We start from the raw sequence: 21318 nt of genomic DNA on the forward strand, positions 1-21318 counted from the left end.
ATTGATGAGCACCTCCGGCTTTTCGTGCTCGACGGCCTCGGCTTGGTGCCGGCAGTAGCGGCGTGCGGTCGGGTTGTCGTCGATCGCGCGAATCTGGTCTATCGTTGCCCACTAGGATTTTTCGCTTTCAAACTGCTTGAGGTCATCGGCTTTGAGGATCGCCCTTACACCGCTGTCCTTTTCCTGCCGCTAGGTGTAGGGCCAGAGCGAAACCATGTGTGCGAGATCCCCGTCGGTTGCAAAATCGGGTAGCGGGCGGCGGGTGGCGCCGAGGTCACGCCCGTCACTTTCCACTCGATAGAACCACACCTCGGAAGTGCGCACATTGTCCCTGCCGAGGGGTTTGCGGAAGACCACGATGCTGGTCTTGGCTCCGCTGTAAGGGTTGAAGACGCCGTTGGGCAGGCTGATGACCGCCAAGACCTCGAACTGCTCCACAAGCTTGCGGCAGATGTGGCGCAGCATCTTCTTGGAGTCAAACAGCAAGCCTTCCTTGAGCACCACAGCGGCGCGCCCAGCGGGGCGCAGGGCATTCATCATGTGCTGGATAAAGAGCGCCTCATAGAGCTTGATGTGGTATTCGAACTGCGCCAGCAAGCGCTCACTTCCGAGATCAATTCCTATAAATTGCTAACTTCAGGCAGGGATGAGGGGCAATTTCCTCGACAGAGGACGGTATCATACAAGCCGATCTCTTTCCCTTCATGCTTATTAATCCCTGTGTAAGCCAAGCTCGGGTCTTCATATCTTTTGAACTTATACACCGCATCGTTCATCAACGCGCTGTTGAATACCCCCAAGCTGACGAGCAGTTCAAAGTCTTTGACCGTCAACCCTGTGACCTTCTTGAACAACCTAGGCTCCAATTGCGTGATCACATCCCGCAGCGTTCGTTCCCGGTAATCGGTCAGGTACATGAAAATAGGGATGCGGGTGGCAAGTTTGATCAGTTTTTCTTGAATTTGCTTGCGCTTGCTCTTGAATTCCTTTTCTTCTTCTGTGAGCTGCTTTTTCTTTTGAGAGGAAAGTTTCTGGTCATTTGCCTCTTTCTTCGCCTTCTTGACCGCTTCGGATTTGTTGATGATGGTTTCGATCTCCTGATTGAGATTGCGAAACCCCTCGATGCGCATCAATGCCTGCATCGCCTCTTCATTGTTCATCAGCCGCCGCAGGGTGTCGTCGTCCACGTTCACTAGCAGGGCGCTTTCCCAGCGGCGGGCCAACAGGGTTGCCGTGGTCCCGGCCATCGCCATATCGAGCACCCCGGCGGCGTCAATCTGCTTCATGGAACTGCCGTCGTAGGCCAAGACCGGCAAAAATTGGATAAATTCCGCGACCTTTTTTTCTGGGTCTTCCTCACTGACGTTCAGGCGGCAACTGTAGTCGGCAATCTGGCGCAAGGCGCGATCGGGCGCAAAATCGAAGACGTAGCACTCCTCTTTAAGGATCAGCTCCTCATTAGGCGAAACGCCGTCGGGATTTTTGATGGTCCAAGGGCTTTGCACGCGAAAGGCGGCCTGAAAGTAGGTCTCTGGGCTGGAGGTGTTGCGCAGCATAAAAATCCCTGTCCAGGGCCGCACCGTCACGCCGGTGGTGAGCTTGCCGCAGGTGAGGGTGATGGTTTTGGTCTTGAGGGGATCACTGGTTTTGGTCTTGAGGGGATCACCCATTGCTTCAAGAACAGGCGGCAGAGCATTGACCCCAATACCCGCGGCTGCACCGGCAGCAACGATGACTTTGTAATCGTGGTAGAATTTATTTTGGCTCTTTGCCAGCAGATTTTGCATAGCGTAGCAAGAGGCAACGCTGGGCAAGAACCACAGGGTGTGCGAGAGCACATTCAGCAGCCTCACGTCCGAAAACGGCAGTGGCGGTTTCTGCGCACCCAGTTTTAAGTTGTCTAAACTCGTGGGGAGATAGGCGCCGCGGATCAGATCCAACCACTTTTGAACCTCATCCTCGTACGTGAACCGCGCCTGCTCGCCGACGCCCTCTGCTGAAAAGAATACGTTCAGATCAAATTCGTTGAATTCGCCTTTCATCGCCACTTCGCGGATGGCGTCTGGCAATTGATAGGTCATCAGTACCATACGTGGCAAGGCGGCGTAGGGGTTATTGTCTCCCTGCCACTCTTCTTTAGCTTTCTGTTCGTCAGAATAGGTCCAGTTGTAGATCTGCTCCTCGATGAACTCGCCGGTGGCAATAGCCCGAAACGGTGTGCCCGACAGGTATAGATAGTGATCTGCTGTGATGGGCAGAATGTCTTCATTGAAGTAGTCAATGGCTTCGCCTTCGGCCGCTTTTCTTTCTTGTTCGTCTTCGGATTCAAAAAGGTCTTTGGCCTTCTCACGCCAAGCACCGAAGTGATATTCATCGAACATCACGCAGTCCCAATGGGTAGCGTGGACCCATTCATTTTTCGTCTTAATCCCGTTCGTGCTCGGATTGCGCCCTAAGTAATCCTGAAATGAGCCAAAGCAAACAACAGGCTTATTTTTATCTGCCTGTTCGTAAGTCAGCCCGCCCGGCTTGATGAACTGCCAGCCCTGAAAATCCACATGGCTGCGCAAATCTTCTTCCCAAGCACTTTGCACCGCCGGCTTGAAGGTAAGCACCAAGATTTTCCGCCAGCCCATTCGCTTGGCAAGCTGATAAGCGGCAAAGGTCTTGCCGAAGCGCATCTTGCAGTTCCACAGGAAATGGGGCGGCTTGTCGTTTTCCCGGCGGTAGGTCTGGAAATATTCGACGGTTTTTTGAATCGCGGCTTCCTGCTCGGGACGCAAGCCGAAACGAAGCGATCGCTGTTCTTCCATCAATTGACCTGTCCGCACAGCTTGAATGGCGGCCTTGACCTGCTCCACGGTGCAACGAAACCACTCGCCGCCGGCCTGCGGGATGTCGTTGATGCGCAGCATGCGGTGCACATCGTGGTCGGTGAACCCCGTGCCGTCGTTGCGAATGGCCGGCTCCTCCAGCACGATGCGATAGGGCTTCTCGCCAGGACGGAGCGTGGGATACTGCTGCGCCACCCGCTCCTGCACGCTCTTCGTGGTGTAGCCGATCTTGAGCAGACCCGCATACTGCGGGTTGGTGTCCTCGTAGGCGTAGATTTTCGGCTCGATTTTGGGACGGGGCGGGAAAAAATCTTTTGTCATGGTTTCATCTTAGCAATTCTCATTCCAAGCACAGCGTACGTCATTTCGACCAAAGCGAGAAATCCTCACACTCTAGGCAAGATTTCTCAGTCGCTGCGCTCCTGCGCAATGACAAGGGTGTGTTGCGCCATTCGGGCCGTGCGTGCGTCATTTCGAGCGAAGCGAGAAATCGTCATGCCACGATGGGTAGGATTTCTCAGTCGCTGCGCTCCTGCGCAATGACAAGGTCGCTGCGCTCCTTCGAAATGACATGGTTGCTATTGCTCTTTCGAAATAGCGGTGTTGCCTTGCTCCTTCGGTGTTGCTTTCCATTCCAAACTCAAGTCCTTCCACTCGGGGTTCGTGGTCATAACCAATTGGTTCTTTTTTTCTCGCCGCCATTTTTTGATTTGTTTTTCTCTGGCAATTGCGGCGTAGACGTCAGTTGTGTGCTCGTAATACACAAGTTTGTTCACGTTGTATTTTTTGGTAAAACCATCCACCAGTTTGTTTTTGTGTTCGTATATTCGGCGTTCAAGGTTGTTTGTCATACCAACATACATGACTTTGTTATTCCAGTTAGTAAGGATGTAGACGTAGAAGTGATAGTCTCTTTTCATGAGCGCTCCTTGCTTTGTGATTTCAAGAGAGGTTCATCCTTGTGGGTTCGATCGCAGTGTGCGCCATTCGAGCCGTGCGTGCGTCATTTCGAGCGAAGCGAGAAATCGTCATGCCATGATGGGTAGGATTTCTCAGTCGCTGCGCTCCTTCCAAATGACATGGTTGCTGTGCTCTTTCGAAATGACATGGTTACTGTGCTCCTGCGCAATGACAAGGGTGTGTTGCGCCATTCGAGCCGTGCGTGCGTCATTTCGAGTGAAGCGAGAAATCGTCATGCCATAATGGGTAGGATTTCTCAGTCGCTTCGCTCCTTCGAAATGACATGGTATTCTCCTTCGGGCGCGGGGGAGGAAGGTGTCAGGCATCGCCAGGCTCCATTGCTTCGTTCTCTGCGCCGTTTTCGTCATCGGCAGGCATCGGGCGAATTTTTGACTCGATAAAGGCAATTTCTTCTTCTGTAAGCCCATACCGCTCGTAGAGTTTTTCGTCAGTCCATTCGGTGTTCATGTCGAGGATGGGCACGAAGGCGTAGGCATCCTTTGTAATGTGATGCGAATACATGAACTGCGATACCAGGAAACGAAATAGCCGCGTCTTCATATAGGCCACCAAATGTTCAGCCTGCTTTTGGGAATCATAAGCTCCAATGACCAGATACGTTTCTGTGCAGATGGTTTTCGGAGGTAGTATGTCTATTTTGGAAAAAACCCTTCTCCTTCCGTCTGTTCCGGGATTTCCGGCATGGTCATGGCCCACGTAGGATGTAATAACTTTCCATTTGTCGATCATTTCCACGCCAACGGTTATATCCTCCCTTTTGTACGGTCCTTCGCCGTTTTGCCAACGCAGGATGAGGTCGCCAGATTCCTGAGGTCGAGCATTGGTAGGTAATCCGAAAGGTTTCCTGCTTGACACCTGTTCGCTCATCCTCGTTTCTTTCTTGGCGAGGACTTTTCTCACAATGGAAACGGCCTGACTATGGCGGATGAAGGTTGGGAATTCATCGAGTTTTCGTGTCGAAACGACCTTTTCTCCTTTATGCACATTGGTCACTTCGCAAGTCCCACGCGCGTCCCGTTCCCAAAGGAAATAACACACACCGCCAGCAATATCTACGCCGGGGAAGACCTCTGATGCATCCTCGAAGTCCACCAGTTTTCGGATGCGATCATCGCCAAGCATCTCGGCTCGGAAGGAATCCAAGCCCTTACCGCCAGCAAACCAGCGGGAAGGGATGATCATCACCAGATAGCGTGGATTCAGTTTTTTTGCTTGATGGACAAACTTGTTGTAAATGGGCGTTGCGCTTCTACCAAACCCCCCGTCGCTCAACTGATACGGCGGATTGCCGATGATGACATCGAATTTCATCGATTTCTCCTCGCTGTGCTCGTCGAAATGACATGGCTCGCTGTGCTCGTCGAAATGACATGGCTCGCTGTGCTCGTCGAAAAGACGGAGTGGGTTTTCCGTATGGATGAACTCATAGGCGTGGGTTTCCAGTTCCTCGCCACGGGCGTAGTTGGCTTCGTTGGCGCCGCAGAAGAGGCAGCGGCCGTTTCGCCAGGTGTGTTCGGTGCGCCGGTAGCGAATGTTGCCCTCCGGCGTATCGAAGGCCGTGCACACCGAATACTTGCCATTGGCAGTCTTGGAGCAGTAGAGCGAGCGCCGCGCGATGAGCGCCGTCAGTTCGGTGATGGCAATCCCATAAAGCTGGCGGGTCATGATGTGGTTGATGCGCTCTTGGCGATCGGGGATTTGGGTTTCCAGACCTTTGTCCAACCGCTTGGCGATCTCGCGCAAAAACACCCCCGACTTGCAGGCCGGATCGAGAAAACGGGCGTCGGGGTTACTCCAGAGATCGGGCGGCAGCAGATCCAGCATCTGGTTAGCCAGCGCCGGCGGGGTGAAGACCTCGTCGCTGGAAAGGTTGGCCAGGCACAAGAGCACGTCGGGGTTGTGGTTAGTCATCGTAGGCATGGGCGACCTCTAGGAAATGCACCGGCGGGTAGTCTTTGACCGGTTCGGGGATGAATACCTCCTCGCCGGCATCCGAAAAGAGCGGCAACTCCCGCATCGCCCCCTGGTTCACCAGTTCATGGAAGGCAAAGTCCCGCCGCTTGAGCAGGCTGCCATTGACCAGCGACCATTCGGGGAAAATAATCGGTTGGGGGTTGGCCCCCACGGTTTTCAAGGTCAGCGCGTCACCGTGGACGATGTTTTTGCTGAGGATATAGCGCACTGTTTCTTGGCATGGCGCTTTGGCCTTGTCTTTGAAAAGCCGCGTGTAGGCTTCATCAAAAACGGCAAACAGCCGCTGCCGGCATTCCGCAGCGTTGTCTTCCAGAATGTCAATCCCGTAGAGCGACGACACGGCCAAGATGGCGTAGCGCTCGTATTCCAGTTGGACCCTAGCATAGCGCGCTTCCACCACGCGTAGTTTCCGGTTCAGGATTTCGACGAGAAAGTTCCCCGTGCCGCAGGCTGGCTCTAGGAAGCGCGAATCAATCCGCTCTGTTTCCTGTTTAACCAGATCGAGCATGGCGTTGACGATATGCGGCGGCGTCAGAACCTCGCCGTAATCCACAACCCGCTGTCTGGATTTTGTCATGGTTCTCATCGCTCACCAACATGGAAGTCAAACCTGAATCTCGACCTGTGGGCAACGGTTCGGCCTGTGGGTCGGTCTGGAAGGGAGGATTAAGCGCTCCTTGTTTCGGAAGGATGCGATCGCGGGTGCCATGGTTCATTGCAGTGCTAATTTGAAGTGACAGCCTATACTGACTGCACCCATCGGTCTAACAAAAAGCATGATTTGCGTTTCCACTGGAGCTAAGCGGATTCGAACCGCTGACCCCTTCAATGCCATTGAAGTGCTCTACCAACTGAGCTATAGCCCCGAACCAGCAGAACTTTATCATTGCGCAAAATGCTGCCCCTTGTCAACTCCTGCCCCCAAAGTCACCCTCTGCTGAGGATGGACAACCATGGTTTCCCCTCGCGATCGCCCTCTCGCTCAAAGGAAGTATCAAGTACCCAGTGTATAGTGGGTGTGAGTGCTGAGCAGGTCGGACTTTGGGAGTCTCATCGTCCCCCTTGCAGTTGATACGGGTACCAATGAATCGCGATCGCTCCCCCCTCCATCCAACGCTGAAGTATGCGGGTGTGCTGCGGCAAGTTTCCCCTGAAGTGGGGCAGTTTTGGCTGTCTCAGGAGGAGGTGACCATTATTGGTCGTGACCCCGCTACCTGCCACATTGTCCTTGACGCTCACATCTATACTTCTGTTTCCCGCCACCATGCCCAACTCACCTGTCAAAAGCGTGGCAGTATTCCCGTGTGGGCGATCGCTGACCTCGGCAGTGTCAATGGCACCTATGTCAATCAACAGCGAGTAGAGAGCTTAACTGTGCTCAATGCCGGCGATCGCATTCAATTGGGGCGCCAAGGGCCTGAATTTGTCCTAGAATATCTTCCCCTCACCGAAGTCGTGAGTACCCAGCCCGATCAACCCCTCACCCTTACCCAACTCCTGCCTATTTTTGCCATTCATCCCGACTGGGTACGCAAAGCCTATCTGGTACCGGGGATTGTTACGGTTGTTGCGGTTATCCTCCTTTTCGCCACGGCTGGCTCCCCCGATGCCTTCAAGGTCATCTTGGCGCTCTATTTGGGCAGTGCTGCCTATTACTTTATCTATCAACTCTGTGGCAAACGCAAACCCGCATGGGTTCTACTGGGCACATTGACGCTGGAAATGTTGATTCTGCAAAGCCCAATTTTGCCAGCCATGATCTATCTCTTTCGCACCATTTTACCCGGCCAACTGCATCCGCCCCATCCTTCATTTTGGGTGTTATTCAGCCGCAACTTCATTGGTGCCGGCTTAATGGAAGAACTCCTCAAGGCGTTACCCATTGTTGTGGCCTATGGCTTAGGGCGATGGCTGCCGAGTCCGTGGAAACAAAAGGTGGGCGTATGGGAACCCCTCGATGGCATTCTCTTGGGAGCGGCTGCCGGCCTCGGTTTTACTTGGATAGAAACCCTTGGGCAGTATGTCCCTAGTATTGCCGGTCAATTTGGTAATTTAGCTGGTCTGCAAGTACTGATTCCTCGGGTCTTGGGATCCCTAACGGGGCACATGGCCTACACGGGCTACTTGGGCTATTGTGTGGGATTGAGTGTATTGCGCCCCCATCGAGCGCCCTTGATTTTAATGGTTGGCCTAGGTCTAGCGGCCTTTCTGCATGCCCTTTGGAATACGGCTGCCGCCCGTTTTGGTCCGATGGGTTTGGCAGTGGTGGGGATTTTGGCCTATGTATTTCTCACCGCCGCGATTTTGAAAGCGCGTCAACTGTCCCCGACGCGATCGCAAAACTTTGCCACCCGGTTCTATGGTTATCGCTAGGCAGGTGTATAAAATATATTCATTTTGATTCCTTCATCCACTGGCGCGATCGCAACAGCGCAGCGCAACTGTCTCGCCCTTAACTTCGATGATCTAAATGGTTGGCTATCTCATTTCCCTTGGTATCTTTACTGCCACCTTTGCCCTTTTTAGCTTGGGGCTGAATTTGCACTGGGGCTATACGGGGCTAATTAACTTTGGCCATGTTGGTTTTTTGGCTATTGGTTCCTACACCACGATTTTGTTGGGGATTGCTGGCGTCCCCCTGTTCTTTGCTGTCCTTGCTGGCGTGGTGCTGGCGATGGGACTGGGCTTTTTAATGGGGATTGCGACGCTGCGGCTGCGGGAAGATTACCTCGCGATTGTGACGATCGGCATGGCGGAAATTGTCCGCTTGATTGCCCTCAATGAGGATTGGCTAACCCGAGGCGGTCGGGGGGTGTATGGGTTTCCGCTGCCCCTTGCTCAGTTCAATCCCAATCTGCCGACCAAACTGGGGATGATTGCTCTTTTTTGGGTTGTGGTGGGGGCGGCTGCAGGGCAGTGGTGGCAATGGCTACAGCGGCAGTATGGGCGATCGCACCCCCGCTGGTTACTGCCTAGCTATGCAGCTTTATTCATTGCCGGTACCCTCAGCCTTTGGGCCACGTTGCTCCCCTTAAGCTTAGGCCGGGGAATGGCCATTTTTCCTCTTGGGTTGACACTGGTGACGCTGGGTGGGGCGATCGCCCTTGTGAGCTATTATTGCCATCCAGAAAAACGAGCTGTGGTTCCCATTACCCTGAATACCTTGGCCGCTGTTTTGGTGGGTCTGGTGGTCAAAGCCCTGACCCTTGGTCTGTGGGATTTTAGTTACCGCGCTGGCTTGTTGTGGCTGTTGGTCTTGGTTTTGGCCTTGGTAGTGTGGCAGTTGGAGCGTTTGATCCGTTCTCCTTGGGGACGGGTGCTCAAAGCCATCCGTGAGGATGAAGAAGTGGCCAAGGCCTTGGGTAAAAATGTCTTTGCCTACAAAATGCAATCCTTCCTTCTGGGGGGGGCGATCGCGGCGGTGGCCGGGTCGTTTTATGCGTGGCAGCTGACCTTTATTAACCCCGACGGCTTTGTATCCCTGATTACATTTCAGGCGTGGACCATTGTGGTTTTGGGGGGCGCAGGCAATAACATGGGTACCCTCCTCGGCGCTGCCCTCTTTTGGGCCTACACTGCCCTGACCCGCTTTATTCCCCTTGATGGCGGTCGCCTAGAGGCCTTGCGGATGATGCTCATTGGCCTTGTCCTCATTATCTTGATGATGTGGCGACCCCAAGGTATTTTGGGCAAAAAGGAGGAACTCAGCCTTGGTCGATGAATCTTCTCTTGCGCCCGTCTCTAGCGGTGTCAGTCAAGTCTTGCCTTCGGATCTCCTAGTGGCCACGGGGCTGTGCAAAAGTTTTGGTGGTATTCGCGCTGTCGATCATGTGGAAATTCGGGTTGCCCGCGGCAGCATCACTGGTCTCATTGGCCCCAATGGTGCGGGCAAAACCACCCTATTCAACCTGTTGTGCAACTTCCTCATCCCCGATCAAGGCCGCGTGATCTTTGACGGCGTCCCGATTAGCCATTTGCCCGCCCACCAAGTTGCTCTCCAAGGACTCCTGCGCACATTCCAAGTGCCCCGTGTGCTCTCGCGCCTCTCGGTTCTCGAAAATATGCTCTTGGCCGCGCCGCTGCAAACAGGGGAGAAATTCTGGAATAGTTGGCTACAACCGCTGCGCATTCGTCAAGAGGAACAAAAGCTGCGGCAACGGGCGTGGGAGATTTTGGAGTCTGTGGGGTTAACCGCTAAGGCCCATGACTACGCTGGCGCCTTGTCGGGAGGGCAACGCAAACTTTTAGAAATGGCACGGGTGATGATGCACCATCCCCGCATGGTGCTCCTCGATGAGCCAGCAGCAGGTGTTAACCCCACCTTGATCCATCAAATTTGTGAGCACATTGTGCGGTGGAACCAACAGGGCGTGACATTTTTGATTATTGAACACAATATGGACGTGGTCATGTCCCTGTGTCAGCACATCTGGGTCTTAGCAGAGGGGAAAAATCTGGCTGATGGTTCCCCCACTGAGATTCAAACCAACCCTGAGGTTCTGACCGCTTACCTCGGACAGTAGTTCCTACTCCCATTAAGGGCTAAAGCCTTGGGGATCGTTGGCACCCCTGAGGCTCTCCACAGCTTTGAATCCTCCCCCTCCTGAAGGGCGGCGCATTGGGCCAAAACCGCTAAAAAAGCTAAGGTCGAGGCAAATGGGCAGGCAACAGCGCCGCAAGGATCAGGCTGAGAAATAAAAATGCTGAGCCTGTTTCCAGCAAAGCAACGTTTTTTATGGCTGTGTTTTTGTACCAGTTGGCTTGCCAAACAATGAGGCCAAACTTGAGCAGTGCAATGGCAAAGGCCGCCGCTGCCAAGGGGGGCAACCACCCTAGCCACCACAGAAGACCAATGAGGAGAGCGGCAACACTGTGATAAATCAAACCAGGGAGCCAAAAGGCGGTTTTGTGCTTACGCAGCTTCACAGCAAAAATCGCACTGCCAAAGAAAAGGGTATTCAACAGCCATAATCCAACAGACAGGAAAGAGGCCTCTTCAGTAGTGGCCATCTCCGTTAGGGGAGCCACCAAGCAGACCCCTGCAAAGGTGAGTAACTCGTTCCAGATGGCTTTGCGTTGACGATAAACTACGGCAATACTATCAATCACAAAAATGGCGATCGCCCCTAGGTAAATCCAAAGTAACCGTGGCACCTCAAGGTAAAGATAAAAAGCAAGGCTAAGGGCAAGGGCACTGTAGACGCCTCCCCACATCAGGCAACGGGGTTTCCAACTTCGCCGCTGCTTGATTTGTAGTGTTAAGGGATGCTCCGCCTGAAAGGCACTAAAGGCAGTCACCAGAGCCAGCGTGGTTCTCCAACTCCAGTGCTGCGCTGCTGCTGCCCCCGTGAGAAACGCCACAATCAACATCACATAAACCCCATGTTCTGGGGAGAAGGTGGGCACGTACCAAGGTGTTCCCCTCCTTGCTGCTGATGCAGTTTCCGTAACCGCTGATGACTCTGAAATGGTCATAATTGCATCCTCCACTAAACCAATCCCCCTAGACGAATACCAACACCAAAAATAGTCAACAGAACAGCCAGAACTGTGACCCCCATAATGTGAAACCCCAGCCGGGGCAGTGTTTCTGCTGTCAGCTTGGGCAAAATGAACCACCGAGCCTGTACAGCGAGGGCAAGGGTTGCCAGCAGCAGTCCCAACTTTACGAGAACATATTGGGAGACCACAGACTGCGGTGGCCAAAATCCCACCCCGCCGGGAAAATAAATGAGGGTTAGGGCAATACCCGTCAGCACCTGCAGCAATAATGCCCCCAGACCCAACCTTTCAAAAGGCTGCTCAAACTGCTGGATGGGCGTTGCATCCTGCTGCCTGAGGGCCTTGGGTAGAACGGTTAGGGCAAGAATAAGGTGCCCGCCCACCCATACAGTTGCGCCGAGGGTATGGAGAATCACCAGGAGTTTGAATAACATCACGAGGCACAGGCTAGACGTTTGGCTTCAAGGAGGGCGATCGCCTTGGGAAACAGGAGATTGTTTTCCTTGTGGATATGCTGGTGCAAGTCTTTCTCAAGGCTCAACAACCCTGCCAAAAGCACGCGGTACGTATTGCAGGCCCACTCAGGAGGCGTAAAACCATCGCTAAGGCGCTGCAACTGGCTGAGGGCTACGCCCGTCTCTTCATGCTCCCGTTGCATACAATCAATCGCAGCTGAGATCAAGACATCGACTGCCCGATCATAGCTTTTCTCCAGCTGCCGCAGCCTGGGGAACAGAACTTGCTCCTCTTTTTGGAGGTGGGGTTTTAGCTCTGCGGCCAAGGCCACGACGGTTGCGTGCAGTTGCTGGAGACGGGCATCCCGCGAGCCGTGAACGGCTGCCACCTTCTCCGCCTGCGCCTCGAGGCGGGGGAGTTCCCGCTGCAAGTAGGCATGGTGCACTGTTTCAATGTGGTCAACGAGGGCGGTCAGTGAAAGGTCAGCGATCGCCGGCTCAGGAGCAGTTTCTATGGCAGCTTCTAGCTCCTTAAGGAAGGTTTGGGCATCGATGCCCCGCTGGGCACAGGCTTCAGCAAGGGTTTGCCGACCGCCACAGCAGTAATCAATCTCTGCCGTCTCAAACAAGGCCGCTAAGGAAGGGTAATCCCGCACAAGGGCACCCACCGTATCCGTCAGTTGTAAAGATGTCATGGTCAGGCCTCCAAATACAAGGTGGAGAGAGAATCTAGGAGCTAAGGTCGAGGGAGACCGCAACACTGGGCTGCCGCCAAATCCCCCAGAGGGCGCGTCCTACGCCATAGATGAGCAGTCCGGCACCAACGGCAAAGATGACATCCCCAGGAATCCGCAGCCAGACGGTCCATTCCATCCAGGGGGAGTGAATGACGGCTCCACTGCGGGCATACCAAGTACCGTGGTTAATGGATTGCACCAGCTGATAGAAGCCATTGGGAATCAGACCGAGCACCAGCATGCCCACCAAGCCACCGTTGAGCCACCAAAATGCCCAGTTGAAGGTCTTTTCATCCCAAGCAGTTTCCGGGGTGATTTCCCGCAGAACAAAGAGCATTAAGGCGATCGCCAGCGAGCCGTATACGCCGTAGAGGGCGGCATGCGCATGAATTGGCGTCGTATTCAGTCCTTGGGAATAGTAGAGAACTATCGGTGGATTGATTAGAAAACCAAAAACCCCTGCCCCCAGCAAATTCCAAAAGCAGGTAGCAATGAAAAATCGCAGGGGTAGCCGATAGAACCCTTGGGCTTCTTGGGAAAGCTGCAGCGACTTCAGAACCTCAAACCCAATCAGGGTCAAGGGAACCACTTCCAACGCTGAGGCCACAGCGCCCAAAGCAGTGATCAGAACCGGTGTACCCGCAAAATAGAGGTGATGGAGTGTGCCAATGACACCACTGCCGAGGTAGAGAATGGTGGTCAAGTAGGTGGCCCGCAGAGCTGCGGAGCGCCTTAGGAATCCCAGTTCACTGCACAAGTAGGCGATCGCCACCGTGGCAAAGACCTCAAAGAAGCCCTCTACCCACAGATGAACCACCCACCAGCGCCAATACTCAGCCACACTGAGAGGGGTATGGTTGGTGTACATCAGCCCTGCCCCATAAAAGAGGGGAATGGTAATGGCGCTGTAAAGGAAAAAGTGGTTGAGGCCTGTCTTGCTCCCTTCTGCCTGAAGGGCAGGTCGCAGCGCCCGAAACATCAACCATAACCAAAATACCATGCCACCAATCAGCAAGAGTTGCCAAAGTCGCCCTAGCTCCACATACTCATAGCCCTGATGGCCCAACCAAAAACTCTGGGCACCCAGATAGCCCTGAACGGCTGCCCAAGCTCCCCCAAGGGAACCAAGAACCACTACGGTGAGGGCAATCAGAAGCCCCATGTTTCCCCAAGCCTGAAACTTCGGTTCATGGCGCGCAAAGCGAGGACCAAAGTATAGACCGGCCGCCAGCCAGCAGGTGGCAATCCAAAAGACCGCCAGTTGCACGTGCCATGTCCGTGAGGCAGCGTAGGGGAGATACTGCTGAATTGGCACACCATAAAATCCATCTCCTTCCACGGCATAGTGGGCAGTGACCATGCCCATGAGGATCTGCAGGAGAAACAGACCCATGGCCACCCCAAAGAAAAGGGTAGTCACTTTTTGGCTGGGGGTGGCAAGGCGGATGGCGGGGCGCTCTGTTACCGCTTGAACCGCATCCTCCCCTTGGAGCAGATAGACAACGAGAAAGCCGGCGATCGCAGCAATTAACACAACGACTGAGACAATCGACCAAATGACAAACTGCCCTGGGGGTTGGTTGCCCACCAGTGGATCATGGGGAAAATTCGCCGTGTAGGAAAAGGGCGCCAAAGGACGAGTGGCGACTGCTGCCCAAGCGGTCCAAGCAAAAAAAGCAGTCACATCGCGGATTTGCGCGGGATCAGTAAACCAGTTGCGCGGAATAGAGTGCGCCGCTGCACCTTGGGATAGCAGTGTTTTGTACTGCTCAAAGACGTGGCGCAGTCCTTGGGCTTGAGCACGGGTGAGCGTCAGCACTCCTGTTTCAGGATTGTAACGGTTGGGCTTAAATTGCTCTTGGACTTGCACCTGTAGTTGAGCCCGCTCAGAGGCAGAGAGTGCCTCCCAATCTGCTTGGCTAAAGCTCGCATCGCCGCGGTAGAGAATTCCAGCGGTGGCTAGACCCCAGCGGTGCAGCACATCCGCTGTCCAGTCTGGAGCCAGATAACTGCCATGACCCCAGATGCTGCCAATGTGCTGGCCGCCCCGTGCCAGATACAGTTCTTGACCTCGCTGTATGTTCTCACGGCTAAAAAGCACCTCCTGTTGGGGCGAGACAATCGTTGTCGGTATTGGCGGGGCATGCCGGTAAATAACGGCGCCTGCTGTCAGCAGCACACTAAAGGTAATGACACAGACTAGCACTAACCAAGCGGGTAGCCGCAAGTGCCACCCTCGCTCTAGGTGAGCTGCTTGAGTAATATTGAAGGGGACGTTTGCCATAGACACTTCCTCTCGGCAGCTATTGAGACTTAAGGTAGCTGCGGCTTGGGGGGTAGCGCCTTGACTTAGGTCAAAAGGAACCTTGAGAAATATTTAACTTTTACGGTGGGTCATGAAAGCGGGTATTGAGGAATGTCTGCGCCAGTCACCAATGTTTAGTGAACTTTCGCCACCCCAGCTAGGGCGGTTGGTTGCAATTTCGCAGTTACAGACTTGGCAACGGCAGCAAATCATTTTTAGAAAAGGCGATGCCGCTGCGGGGTTTTTTGTTGTGAAAACCGGGCGGGTCAAGGTCTTTAATCTCTCAGCGGCAGGGAAGGAGCAAATCCTGAATATCTTTGAACCGGGCGACAGCTTTGCGGAGGTGGTGGCCTTCGATAACCAGCCCTATCCTGCCTCGGCAGAAGCAATTGAATACGTTGAACTGATCTTTTTGCCGCGGTTCGCTTTTTTGAATTTGCTCCACCAAGATGCGGATCTAAGTGTTCGTTTGCTAGCTAGCTTTGCTAGGCATCTGCGTCATTTGGTGAGTCTTATAGAAGACCTTTCCTTTAGACAGGTGCCCCAACGCCTAGCAGCCTATTTGTTGCAACGATTGGCCACTAGCGATCGCCCAGATAGTATTACCCTAGATTTGAAAAAAACAGAGCTGGCCGCTTTGCTAGGCACTATTCCTGCAACGCTGTCGCGGGCGTTTTACGACCTGAATACCCAAGGCATTCTGAAGGTAGAGGGCAATGAGATTACCATCTGCGATCGCCAGCGGCTACAAAGATTGAGTGAAGAATAGTCGAGCTTTTTCCCCAAGGCTCAACCGGCTCAAAACTTTCAGAAACAATTTTGGGCAGCGATGAAGGGGCTCAGTATTGAACAGCGCCAGAACTAGACCTAGGTATAGCTGCGAATTGCGGCCAACGGCGGACAGCGCTGCTGATCCAATTGCTGCAGGTATTGGCGATGCTGGTAGTAGTCACGGCGCAGTTGGGCAAGCACTTGCAGTCGCTCTGGCGCCACACCGGGGATGTCGTCAATCGCAGGTTCGTTGTCGGTGAGTAGGCGATCCAAATACTGGCGCAGGGCTTCGCTGGCAAGGGATTCACTTAAAATCAGCGCGACAGTTTCCTGCCAAGTCCGGAGAATATAGCGACATCGCTTTTCAACAGCAATGCGCTCAAGGGCTGCTGCCGCTGCTTGGATCACGAGTTCAGGACGATCCAGACTCACGGCAGTCGTTTCATCCAAATGGAGTAGTGGAGTAATGAGGGCGGCCTCCTCTGCCTCATCGAGGCGATCAAAAAGGTGCGTGACCAAATCTAAATCCGTGAGTTGGGTTCCTGTTTCCGTGGGCGAATGAAGGGGCCACTCAGTGGTATAGGGATCATCGGGCGCTGGCAGACCGGCACAGTACGCTTCTTCAATGGCCAAGATCTGCCGCCACAGCCAACGATGGTGGGAGAGGCTAAATTCAATGTCCCGCGCTTGCAGGGCTTGGCGAATCAGGGGACGATAGTCGCCGCAGTGGAGGTAGAGGCGCAGCAGTTGTTCTTCCGCCGCTTGACGGAGGTTATAGTCCGCCGGACGTTGCCATTTTTGCGATCGCCCCTGCCAACGTTGACCCCGCACCTGTTGCCGCAGGGATTCTTCTAAACGGAGAACGAAGCGACTATCATGGCCTCCCAATAGCTCAGCACAGTGGTGAATGTAGTGGCTGCGCAGTGTGGCATTGGGCAGTTTTCCCAACAGTTGGCTCAGGGCTTGGCTCGCCTGCTGAAATTGATCACTTTGCTTGAGATCGTACTGCTGCACAATGGTTTGCATTTGCCAATCCAGCCACAGGGGCGCTTGATCCAAGAGAGCTTGGTAGTGCTCCCGCTGTGCTTCACCCGCGCTGAAAAAGTCAGCCGCATCTTTGCCCGCTGGTAATGTGAGAATTCGCAGTTGCAGATCACCCCGATAGGCCAAATCGGCAGCCTCACCAATGGCGCGATCGGCCGCCCGTTCTCCCGCTGGGTCGGCATCAAAGTTGAGAATAATTTGCTTCGACTCGGTGTAGCGCAGCAGTAATTTAATTTGAGCTTGGCTGAGGGCCGTTCCTAGACTGGCCACCGCTTGGGAAAACCCCGCTTGGTGCAGCGCCATCACGTCAAAGTAACCCTCGACAACAATTGCTTGATCTTTGCGGGCGATCGCCTGCCGCGCCTTATCCAGCCCAAAGAGCAACTGCCCCTTGTTAAAAATCGGGGTTTCTGGAGAGTTGAGATACTTTGGCTCTTCGTTGCTGAGGGTGCGACCGCCAAACCCCACCACCCGTCCTTGGGCATCCATAATCGGGATCATCAGGCGATCGCGAAAGCGGTCATAGTAGCCGTCCCCTGTCCGCCGAGGCATAATCAAACCGGCCTGTTCTACCAGCTGAGGGGGATACCCTTTTTGCTCCACAAGGTAGGTGTAGAGCACTTGCCAACCCGCAGGGGCATAGCCCAAGCGAAATTGCTGAATCGTCTCCTCTTTGAGATGGCGTTGCCGCTGCAAATAGTCTTGGGCGGCTTGGCCAATGGGTTGCCGCAGGGCATGTTCATAGAAACTGGTGGCGATCGCCAGAATCTCGTAGAGTTGCTCTTGAAGGGAGAGCCGCGCTTGTAGGGCCTGTTTTTGCTCACTATCGAGGGTGCGCACTGGAATCTGATGGCGTTGGGCAAGGTCGAGTACCACCTCGGCAAAGGAGCGTTTTTGCAGTTCCATCAGGAACTTAATGGCATTGCCGCCCGCCCCACAGCCAAAACAGTAATAAAAGCCCTTCAGGGGACTCACCGTAAAACTGGGGGTTTTTTCCTCATGAAAAGGACAACAACCCACGTATTCTTGCCCACGCTTGCGTAGGACAACGTGCTCGGCCACCACATCGACAATGTTGACCGCTTGGCGCACCGCCTCAATCGTATCGGGGTGTAGGCGAGGAATTTCCATAGATCACTAGTCTAAGCGATCCCCCTAATCAGAGATTCCCCGCTGCAAAATTCAACGATTCCTAAGGATGTTGCAAGCTCTTAACTCAAGCAGTCAAGGGCGATTGACCTTCGCTAGGATGTTGACGGTGTCGTTGTTAGGCGCAGAGGCAGGCTTTGAGGCCATAACCGTTCACATAGGGAGCAAGGATTCATGAGTACCAGCCGCAAACGACTTGGTGTGTTTACGAGTGGCGGAGATTGCCCGGGTCTAAATACGGCCATCCGTGCTATTGTTGCCCATGCTACCTTAAGTTACGGTTGGGAGGTGCTTGGCATTCTCCACGCCACTCAGGGGTTAATTGAGCGGAAGGCGATCCCCCTCAATGCCGAGGGTCTCGGGGGAATGGATGTACTGCTCAACATGGGGGGAACCATTCTCGGAGCAATTAATAAGGGCGATACCCTTGGCCATGCCGATGAAGTCATTGCTGGGTACTATGAATTGGGCTTGGATGCTCTTATTGCCATTTGTGGCGATGGCAGCTTGAAGATTTTGCATCAACTGGCGCAAAAAGGAAATTGGAACTTCCTTGCCATTCCGAAAACCATTGATAATGACGTTGCTCTTACGGATCGCGCCATTGGCTTTGATACCGCCGTCAACATTGTGGTGGAAGCCCTGAGTCGGATTACCTCCACCGCCGCTAGCCATGATCGCGTCTTTGTGGTGGAAGTGATGGGGCGCACTGCCGGTCACTTGGCTCTGTATTCGGGGATTGCTGGGGGTGCCGATATGATCCTCATCCCAGAAATTCCTTACTCCATTGAAGGCATTTGCCAGCATCTGCAAAAGTTGCGCGATCGCTGGGGACGTAAGTTTGCCCTCATCGTCGTTGCCGAGGGTGTCAAAGAACTGGAGCAGGACGCCCACCAGCGCCGCCATTGCAGTATTGGTCAGTACATTGCCGATAAAATCGCCCAGCACAGTCCCATCCCCATTGAGCTGCGGGTTTCAGTCCTAGGTCACATTCAACGGGGCGGTGCCCCCATGGCCATAGATCGGCTGTTGGCAGCGGGCATGGGCCATACCGCTGTGGATTTAGCCGCTCAAGGGACATTTGATCGCATGGTAGCTTGGCAGGCAGGACAGGTGGTCACTGTTCCCATTGCCGATGTGGTGGCTCAATGCCCACGCCATGTAGATCCCAATAGCTTTTTAATTCGCACAGCTCAAGGGCTGGGCATTTATGTCGGGGATCAGCCGATGCTGCCCTATGTTGATCCCACTCTTTGCCGCGATGAAGTGATTTGTGCGATCTAGACCCCACGGAATCAGCCAACCAAGGAATGAGCTGTAAGAGGCACGCCACTGAGGCTAAAGGCTCGCGCCTCGGTAATGCGGACCCGCACCAGTTGTCCCCGTAGGGTCTCAATCTCACCGGGTAAGTAGGTCAGGCGGTTGCCATCCGTGCGGCCATAGACTTGTTGCGGATCCTTGGGATTGACCCCCTCCACCAGCACCACCTCTTCCCGTCCAAGATAGCGTTGGGAGCGATCGCTGGCGATCGTAGCCACTAAATGATTCAGCCGTTGCAGACGATCTTCTTTAATCTCTTCCGGTACTTGATTGTCCCAGGTGGCCGCTGGCGTATTCGGGCGCGGTGAATAGGCTGCCGTATTCAGTTGGTCAAAGCCCACCTCCGCCACCAGATCTAGGGTGCGTTGGAATTGGGCTTCTGTTTCGCCGGGAAAGCCGACAATGGCATCGGCACTAATGGCGGCATCTGGCATATAGCGGCGAATCGTTTCAATGATTTGTAGGTAACGCTCGCGAGTATAGCCCCGTGCCATTGCCCTAAGAATCTCATTATCTCCCGACTGAAAGGGAATGTGGAAATGCTTACACACCTTGGGCAGTTCGGCACAGGCTCGAATCAAGCGTTCTGTAAAATAACGGGGATGGCTGGTGGCAAAGCGAATCCGCTCAATGCCGGCCACATCGTGGATGTAATAGAGCAGATCCGTAAACGTGTGCTGTCGTCGCCCCTCTGGGGTAATTCCCGGCAAATCGCGACCGTAGGCATCAATGTTTTGCCCAAGGAGCGTCACTTCCTTGTAGCCTTGAGCCGCCAGTTCCTCAATTTCGGCGCGGATTGCCTCGGGGCGGCGGGATTGCTCTTGCCCCCGTACCCCCGGCACCACACAGTAGGTACAGCGTTCATTACAGCCATAGATCACATTGACCCAAGCAGTGACCGTACTATCGCGGCGGGGTTTGGTAATGTCCTCAACAATGTGCAGTGGCTCCGTTGCCACCACTTGGCTGCCATTCCACACCTGCTCCAGCAGCTCGCCAAGGCGATTGGCATACTGCGGCCCCATCACCAGATCCACTTCAGGCACTCGCCGCAGCAATTGTTCCCCCTCCTGTTGAGCCACACAACCGGCCACAATCAGCGTTAGGTTGGGGTCTTGATGCTTGCGCTTGGCTTGCCGCCCTAGGTAAGAATAGAGTTTCTGCTCGGCGTTGTCGCGAATCGTGCAGGTGTTGTAGAGCAAGACATCGGCCTCATCCGGCTCGGCCACCGGTTCTAACCCCATTGCTTCTAAGACCCCGGCCATGCGCTCGGAGTCGGCCTTGTTCATTTGGCAGCCAAAGGTGGTGATGTAGTAGCGGCGTGGCATTCCCTTGAAGTGCCCCTATACGTCCGTCACATCATTGGTGGGATTCGTGTCACTGGCACTACCCTCTTCAGGAGGAGCGGCCACTTTGACCATGGCATGGCGCAACACGCGATCGCCCAGCATATACCCCCGCTTGAGTTCTTCAATCACCGTGCCTTCAGGGTGCTCATTCGTTGCTTCCCGCAGCACAGCCTCATGGAGATTGGGATCAAAGGGCTTGCCTCTGGCCTGCATCGCCGAAACACCAATGCGCTTGAGGCACTCCACCAGTTGCTTGTAAACCCCCTGATAGCTGCGGTGAATTTTTTCTTCCGCCTCTGTTTCGGTTTGAATGTGGGTGCGGGCTAGCTCAAAGCTATCCACCACCGGCAGTAAATCAGCAATGACGCTGCACTTAATCTGTAGCTCTAGTTCCTCTTTTTCTCGCTGGGTGCGTTTGCGGAAGTTTTCAAAGTCAGCGGCAAGGCGCATATATTGGCTATTGCGCTCCTCCACCACCTGCGAAAGACTAGCCTTGGCAGCTTCAAGGGCAGCAATTTTCTCTAGCAAGTCCGCTGCATCCGCAGGAGTATCCGTAGAGGTCGCCTCAGATGCTTGACCCTCTTCGCTCGTGGTGGCCTCTGCATGATTCTCAACGACATCGGGGGTAATTTCGCCTTCTTGGGCTTCAGCAGCGGGGTTGGTTAGGGTTTCATCACTCATAGGTTGACTCAGGTTATGCCCTCTAGACTGTGGATTGCGCACCGCAGTGCGTTTAACTCGTGCAATCGTTTTAGCCTATCACTTTACCCATTGTATCAATAGGGGCGAGGCATCCGTCTATTACGGACTTCTCTACTACGGCTCTTTTCCCAAGGCTGGCACGCAGCCAAAAACCTGAGGGGCACTATGGAAGAGGATTGCCTCCCCTTTATGGAT

General features: G+C 54.1%; 17 protein-coding genes and 1 tRNA gene. 5 read left to right on the forward strand and 13 right to left on the reverse strand.

The window, feature by feature from the left end:
* Positions 1 to 189: 189 nt before the first annotated feature.
* The 6 genes from RHJ31_RS02830 to RHJ31_RS02855 form a co-directional block, all read right to left on the reverse strand.
* Entirely contained in the window at positions 190 to 597 is a 408-nt protein-coding gene (locus tag RHJ31_RS02830; RefSeq protein ID WP_302677296.1) for an N-6 DNA methylase, read from the reverse strand.
* Between the two features lie 23 nt (positions 598 to 620).
* Positions 621 to 3155 carry a GIY-YIG nuclease family protein gene (locus RHJ31_RS02835; protein ID WP_302677297.1) on the reverse strand — a complete coding sequence of 845 codons (2535 nt, stop codon included), beginning with the start codon at positions 3153 to 3155 and terminating at the stop codon, positions 621 to 623.
* Between the two features lie 257 nt (positions 3156 to 3412).
* Entirely contained in the window at positions 3413 to 3754 is a 342-nt protein-coding gene (locus RHJ31_RS02840; RefSeq protein ID WP_302677298.1) for a GIY-YIG nuclease family protein, read from the reverse strand.
* A 358-nt stretch (positions 3755 to 4112) separates the two neighbouring features.
* Entirely contained in the window at positions 4113 to 5735 is a 1623-nt protein-coding gene (locus RHJ31_RS02845; RefSeq protein WP_302677299.1) for an Eco57I restriction-modification methylase domain-containing protein, read from the reverse strand.
* The gene (locus tag RHJ31_RS02850) at positions 5719 to 6375 is read right to left on the reverse strand and encodes a DNA methyltransferase (RefSeq protein ID WP_315862961.1); all 657 of its coding nucleotides are present in this window, start codon (positions 6373 to 6375) and stop codon (positions 5719 to 5721) included. Before RHJ31_RS02850 ends, RHJ31_RS02845 begins: the two co-directional genes overlap by 17 nt.
* A gap of 207 nt (positions 6376 to 6582) precedes the next feature.
* Positions 6583 to 6655 (reverse strand) — tRNA-Ala (locus RHJ31_RS02855).
* A gap of 196 nt (positions 6656 to 6851) precedes the next feature.
* Here RHJ31_RS02855 and RHJ31_RS02860 point away from each other — a divergent pair.
* The 3 genes from RHJ31_RS02860 to RHJ31_RS02870 all read left to right on the forward strand — a co-directional run bounded on the left by RHJ31_RS02860 (position 6852) and on the right by RHJ31_RS02870 (position 10312).
* Positions 6852 to 8162, forward strand: coding sequence for a PrsW family glutamic-type intramembrane protease (locus tag RHJ31_RS02860; RefSeq protein WP_302677301.1), 1311 nt, complete (start codon positions 6852 to 6854; stop codon positions 8160 to 8162).
* Between the two features lie 97 nt (positions 8163 to 8259).
* Positions 8260 to 9510, forward strand: coding sequence for a branched-chain amino acid ABC transporter permease (locus RHJ31_RS02865; protein WP_302677302.1), 1251 nt, complete (start codon positions 8260 to 8262; stop codon positions 9508 to 9510).
* Positions 9500 to 10312 (forward strand): ABC transporter ATP-binding protein, encoded by an 813-nt coding sequence (locus RHJ31_RS02870; RefSeq protein WP_310445728.1) that lies wholly within the window; start codon positions 9500 to 9502, stop codon positions 10310 to 10312. Before RHJ31_RS02865 ends, RHJ31_RS02870 begins: the two co-directional genes overlap by 11 nt.
* Positions 10313 to 10430: 118 nt before the next feature.
* On the opposite strand, the gene RHJ31_RS02875 is transcribed toward RHJ31_RS02870, so the two are convergent.
* From RHJ31_RS02875 to RHJ31_RS02890, 4 genes are read right to left on the reverse strand one after another with little or no spacing between them, the layout of a single operon-like run.
* A complete protein-coding gene (locus RHJ31_RS02875; RefSeq protein WP_302677303.1) occupies positions 10431 to 11264 on the reverse strand; it encodes a YwiC-like family protein in 834 nt (277 codons plus the stop codon).
* Between the two features lie 14 nt (positions 11265 to 11278).
* A complete protein-coding gene (locus tag RHJ31_RS02880) occupies positions 11279 to 11725 on the reverse strand; it encodes a CopD family protein (protein ID WP_302677304.1) in 447 nt (148 codons plus the stop codon).
* Positions 11725 to 12441, reverse strand: coding sequence for an iron-sulfur cluster repair di-iron protein (gene ric, locus RHJ31_RS02885; protein ID WP_302677305.1), 717 nt, complete (start codon positions 12439 to 12441; stop codon positions 11725 to 11727). Before ric ends, RHJ31_RS02880 begins: the two co-directional genes overlap by 1 nt.
* A gap of 34 nt (positions 12442 to 12475) precedes the next feature.
* Entirely contained in the window at positions 12476 to 14767 is a 2292-nt protein-coding gene (locus RHJ31_RS02890) for a nitric-oxide reductase large subunit (protein WP_302677306.1), read from the reverse strand.
* A 112-nt stretch (positions 14768 to 14879) separates the two neighbouring features.
* On the opposite strand from RHJ31_RS02890, the gene RHJ31_RS02895 reads away from it, so the two are divergent.
* Positions 14880 to 15557, forward strand: a complete 678-nt coding sequence (locus RHJ31_RS02895) for a Crp/Fnr family transcriptional regulator (RefSeq protein ID WP_206200993.1) — start codon at positions 14880 to 14882, stop codon at positions 15555 to 15557.
* A gap of 98 nt (positions 15558 to 15655) precedes the next feature.
* On the opposite strand, the gene dnaG is transcribed toward RHJ31_RS02895, so the two are convergent.
* Positions 15656 to 17734 carry a DNA primase gene (gene dnaG / locus RHJ31_RS02900; RefSeq protein WP_302677307.1) on the reverse strand — a complete coding sequence of 693 codons (2079 nt, stop codon included), beginning with the start codon at positions 17732 to 17734 and terminating at the stop codon, positions 15656 to 15658.
* 192 nt (positions 17735 to 17926) lie between these two features.
* On the opposite strand from dnaG, the gene RHJ31_RS02905 reads away from it, so the two are divergent.
* Positions 17927 to 19036, forward strand: a complete 1110-nt coding sequence (locus RHJ31_RS02905) for an ATP-dependent 6-phosphofructokinase (protein ID WP_302677308.1) — start codon at positions 17927 to 17929, stop codon at positions 19034 to 19036.
* An 11-nt stretch (positions 19037 to 19047) separates the two neighbouring features.
* Here the strand turns inward: RHJ31_RS02905 and miaB are convergent, their stop codons facing one another.
* Together miaB and grpE are read right to left on the reverse strand one after the other, a co-directional pair.
* Positions 19048 to 20400, reverse strand: a complete 1353-nt coding sequence (gene miaB / locus RHJ31_RS02910; protein WP_206200996.1) for a tRNA (N6-isopentenyl adenosine(37)-C2)-methylthiotransferase MiaB — start codon at positions 20398 to 20400, stop codon at positions 19048 to 19050.
* Positions 20401 to 20415: 15 nt separating this feature from the next.
* Positions 20416 to 21102, reverse strand: a complete 687-nt coding sequence (gene grpE, locus RHJ31_RS02915) for a nucleotide exchange factor GrpE (RefSeq protein ID WP_302677309.1) — start codon at positions 21100 to 21102, stop codon at positions 20416 to 20418.
* Between the last annotated feature and the right edge of the window lie 216 nt (positions 21103 to 21318).

The sequence above is a fragment of the Thermosynechococcus sp. JY1331 genome, assembly GCF_031583475.1.
Classification (GTDB): domain Bacteria; phylum Cyanobacteriota; class Cyanobacteriia; order Thermosynechococcales; family Thermosynechococcaceae; genus Thermosynechococcus.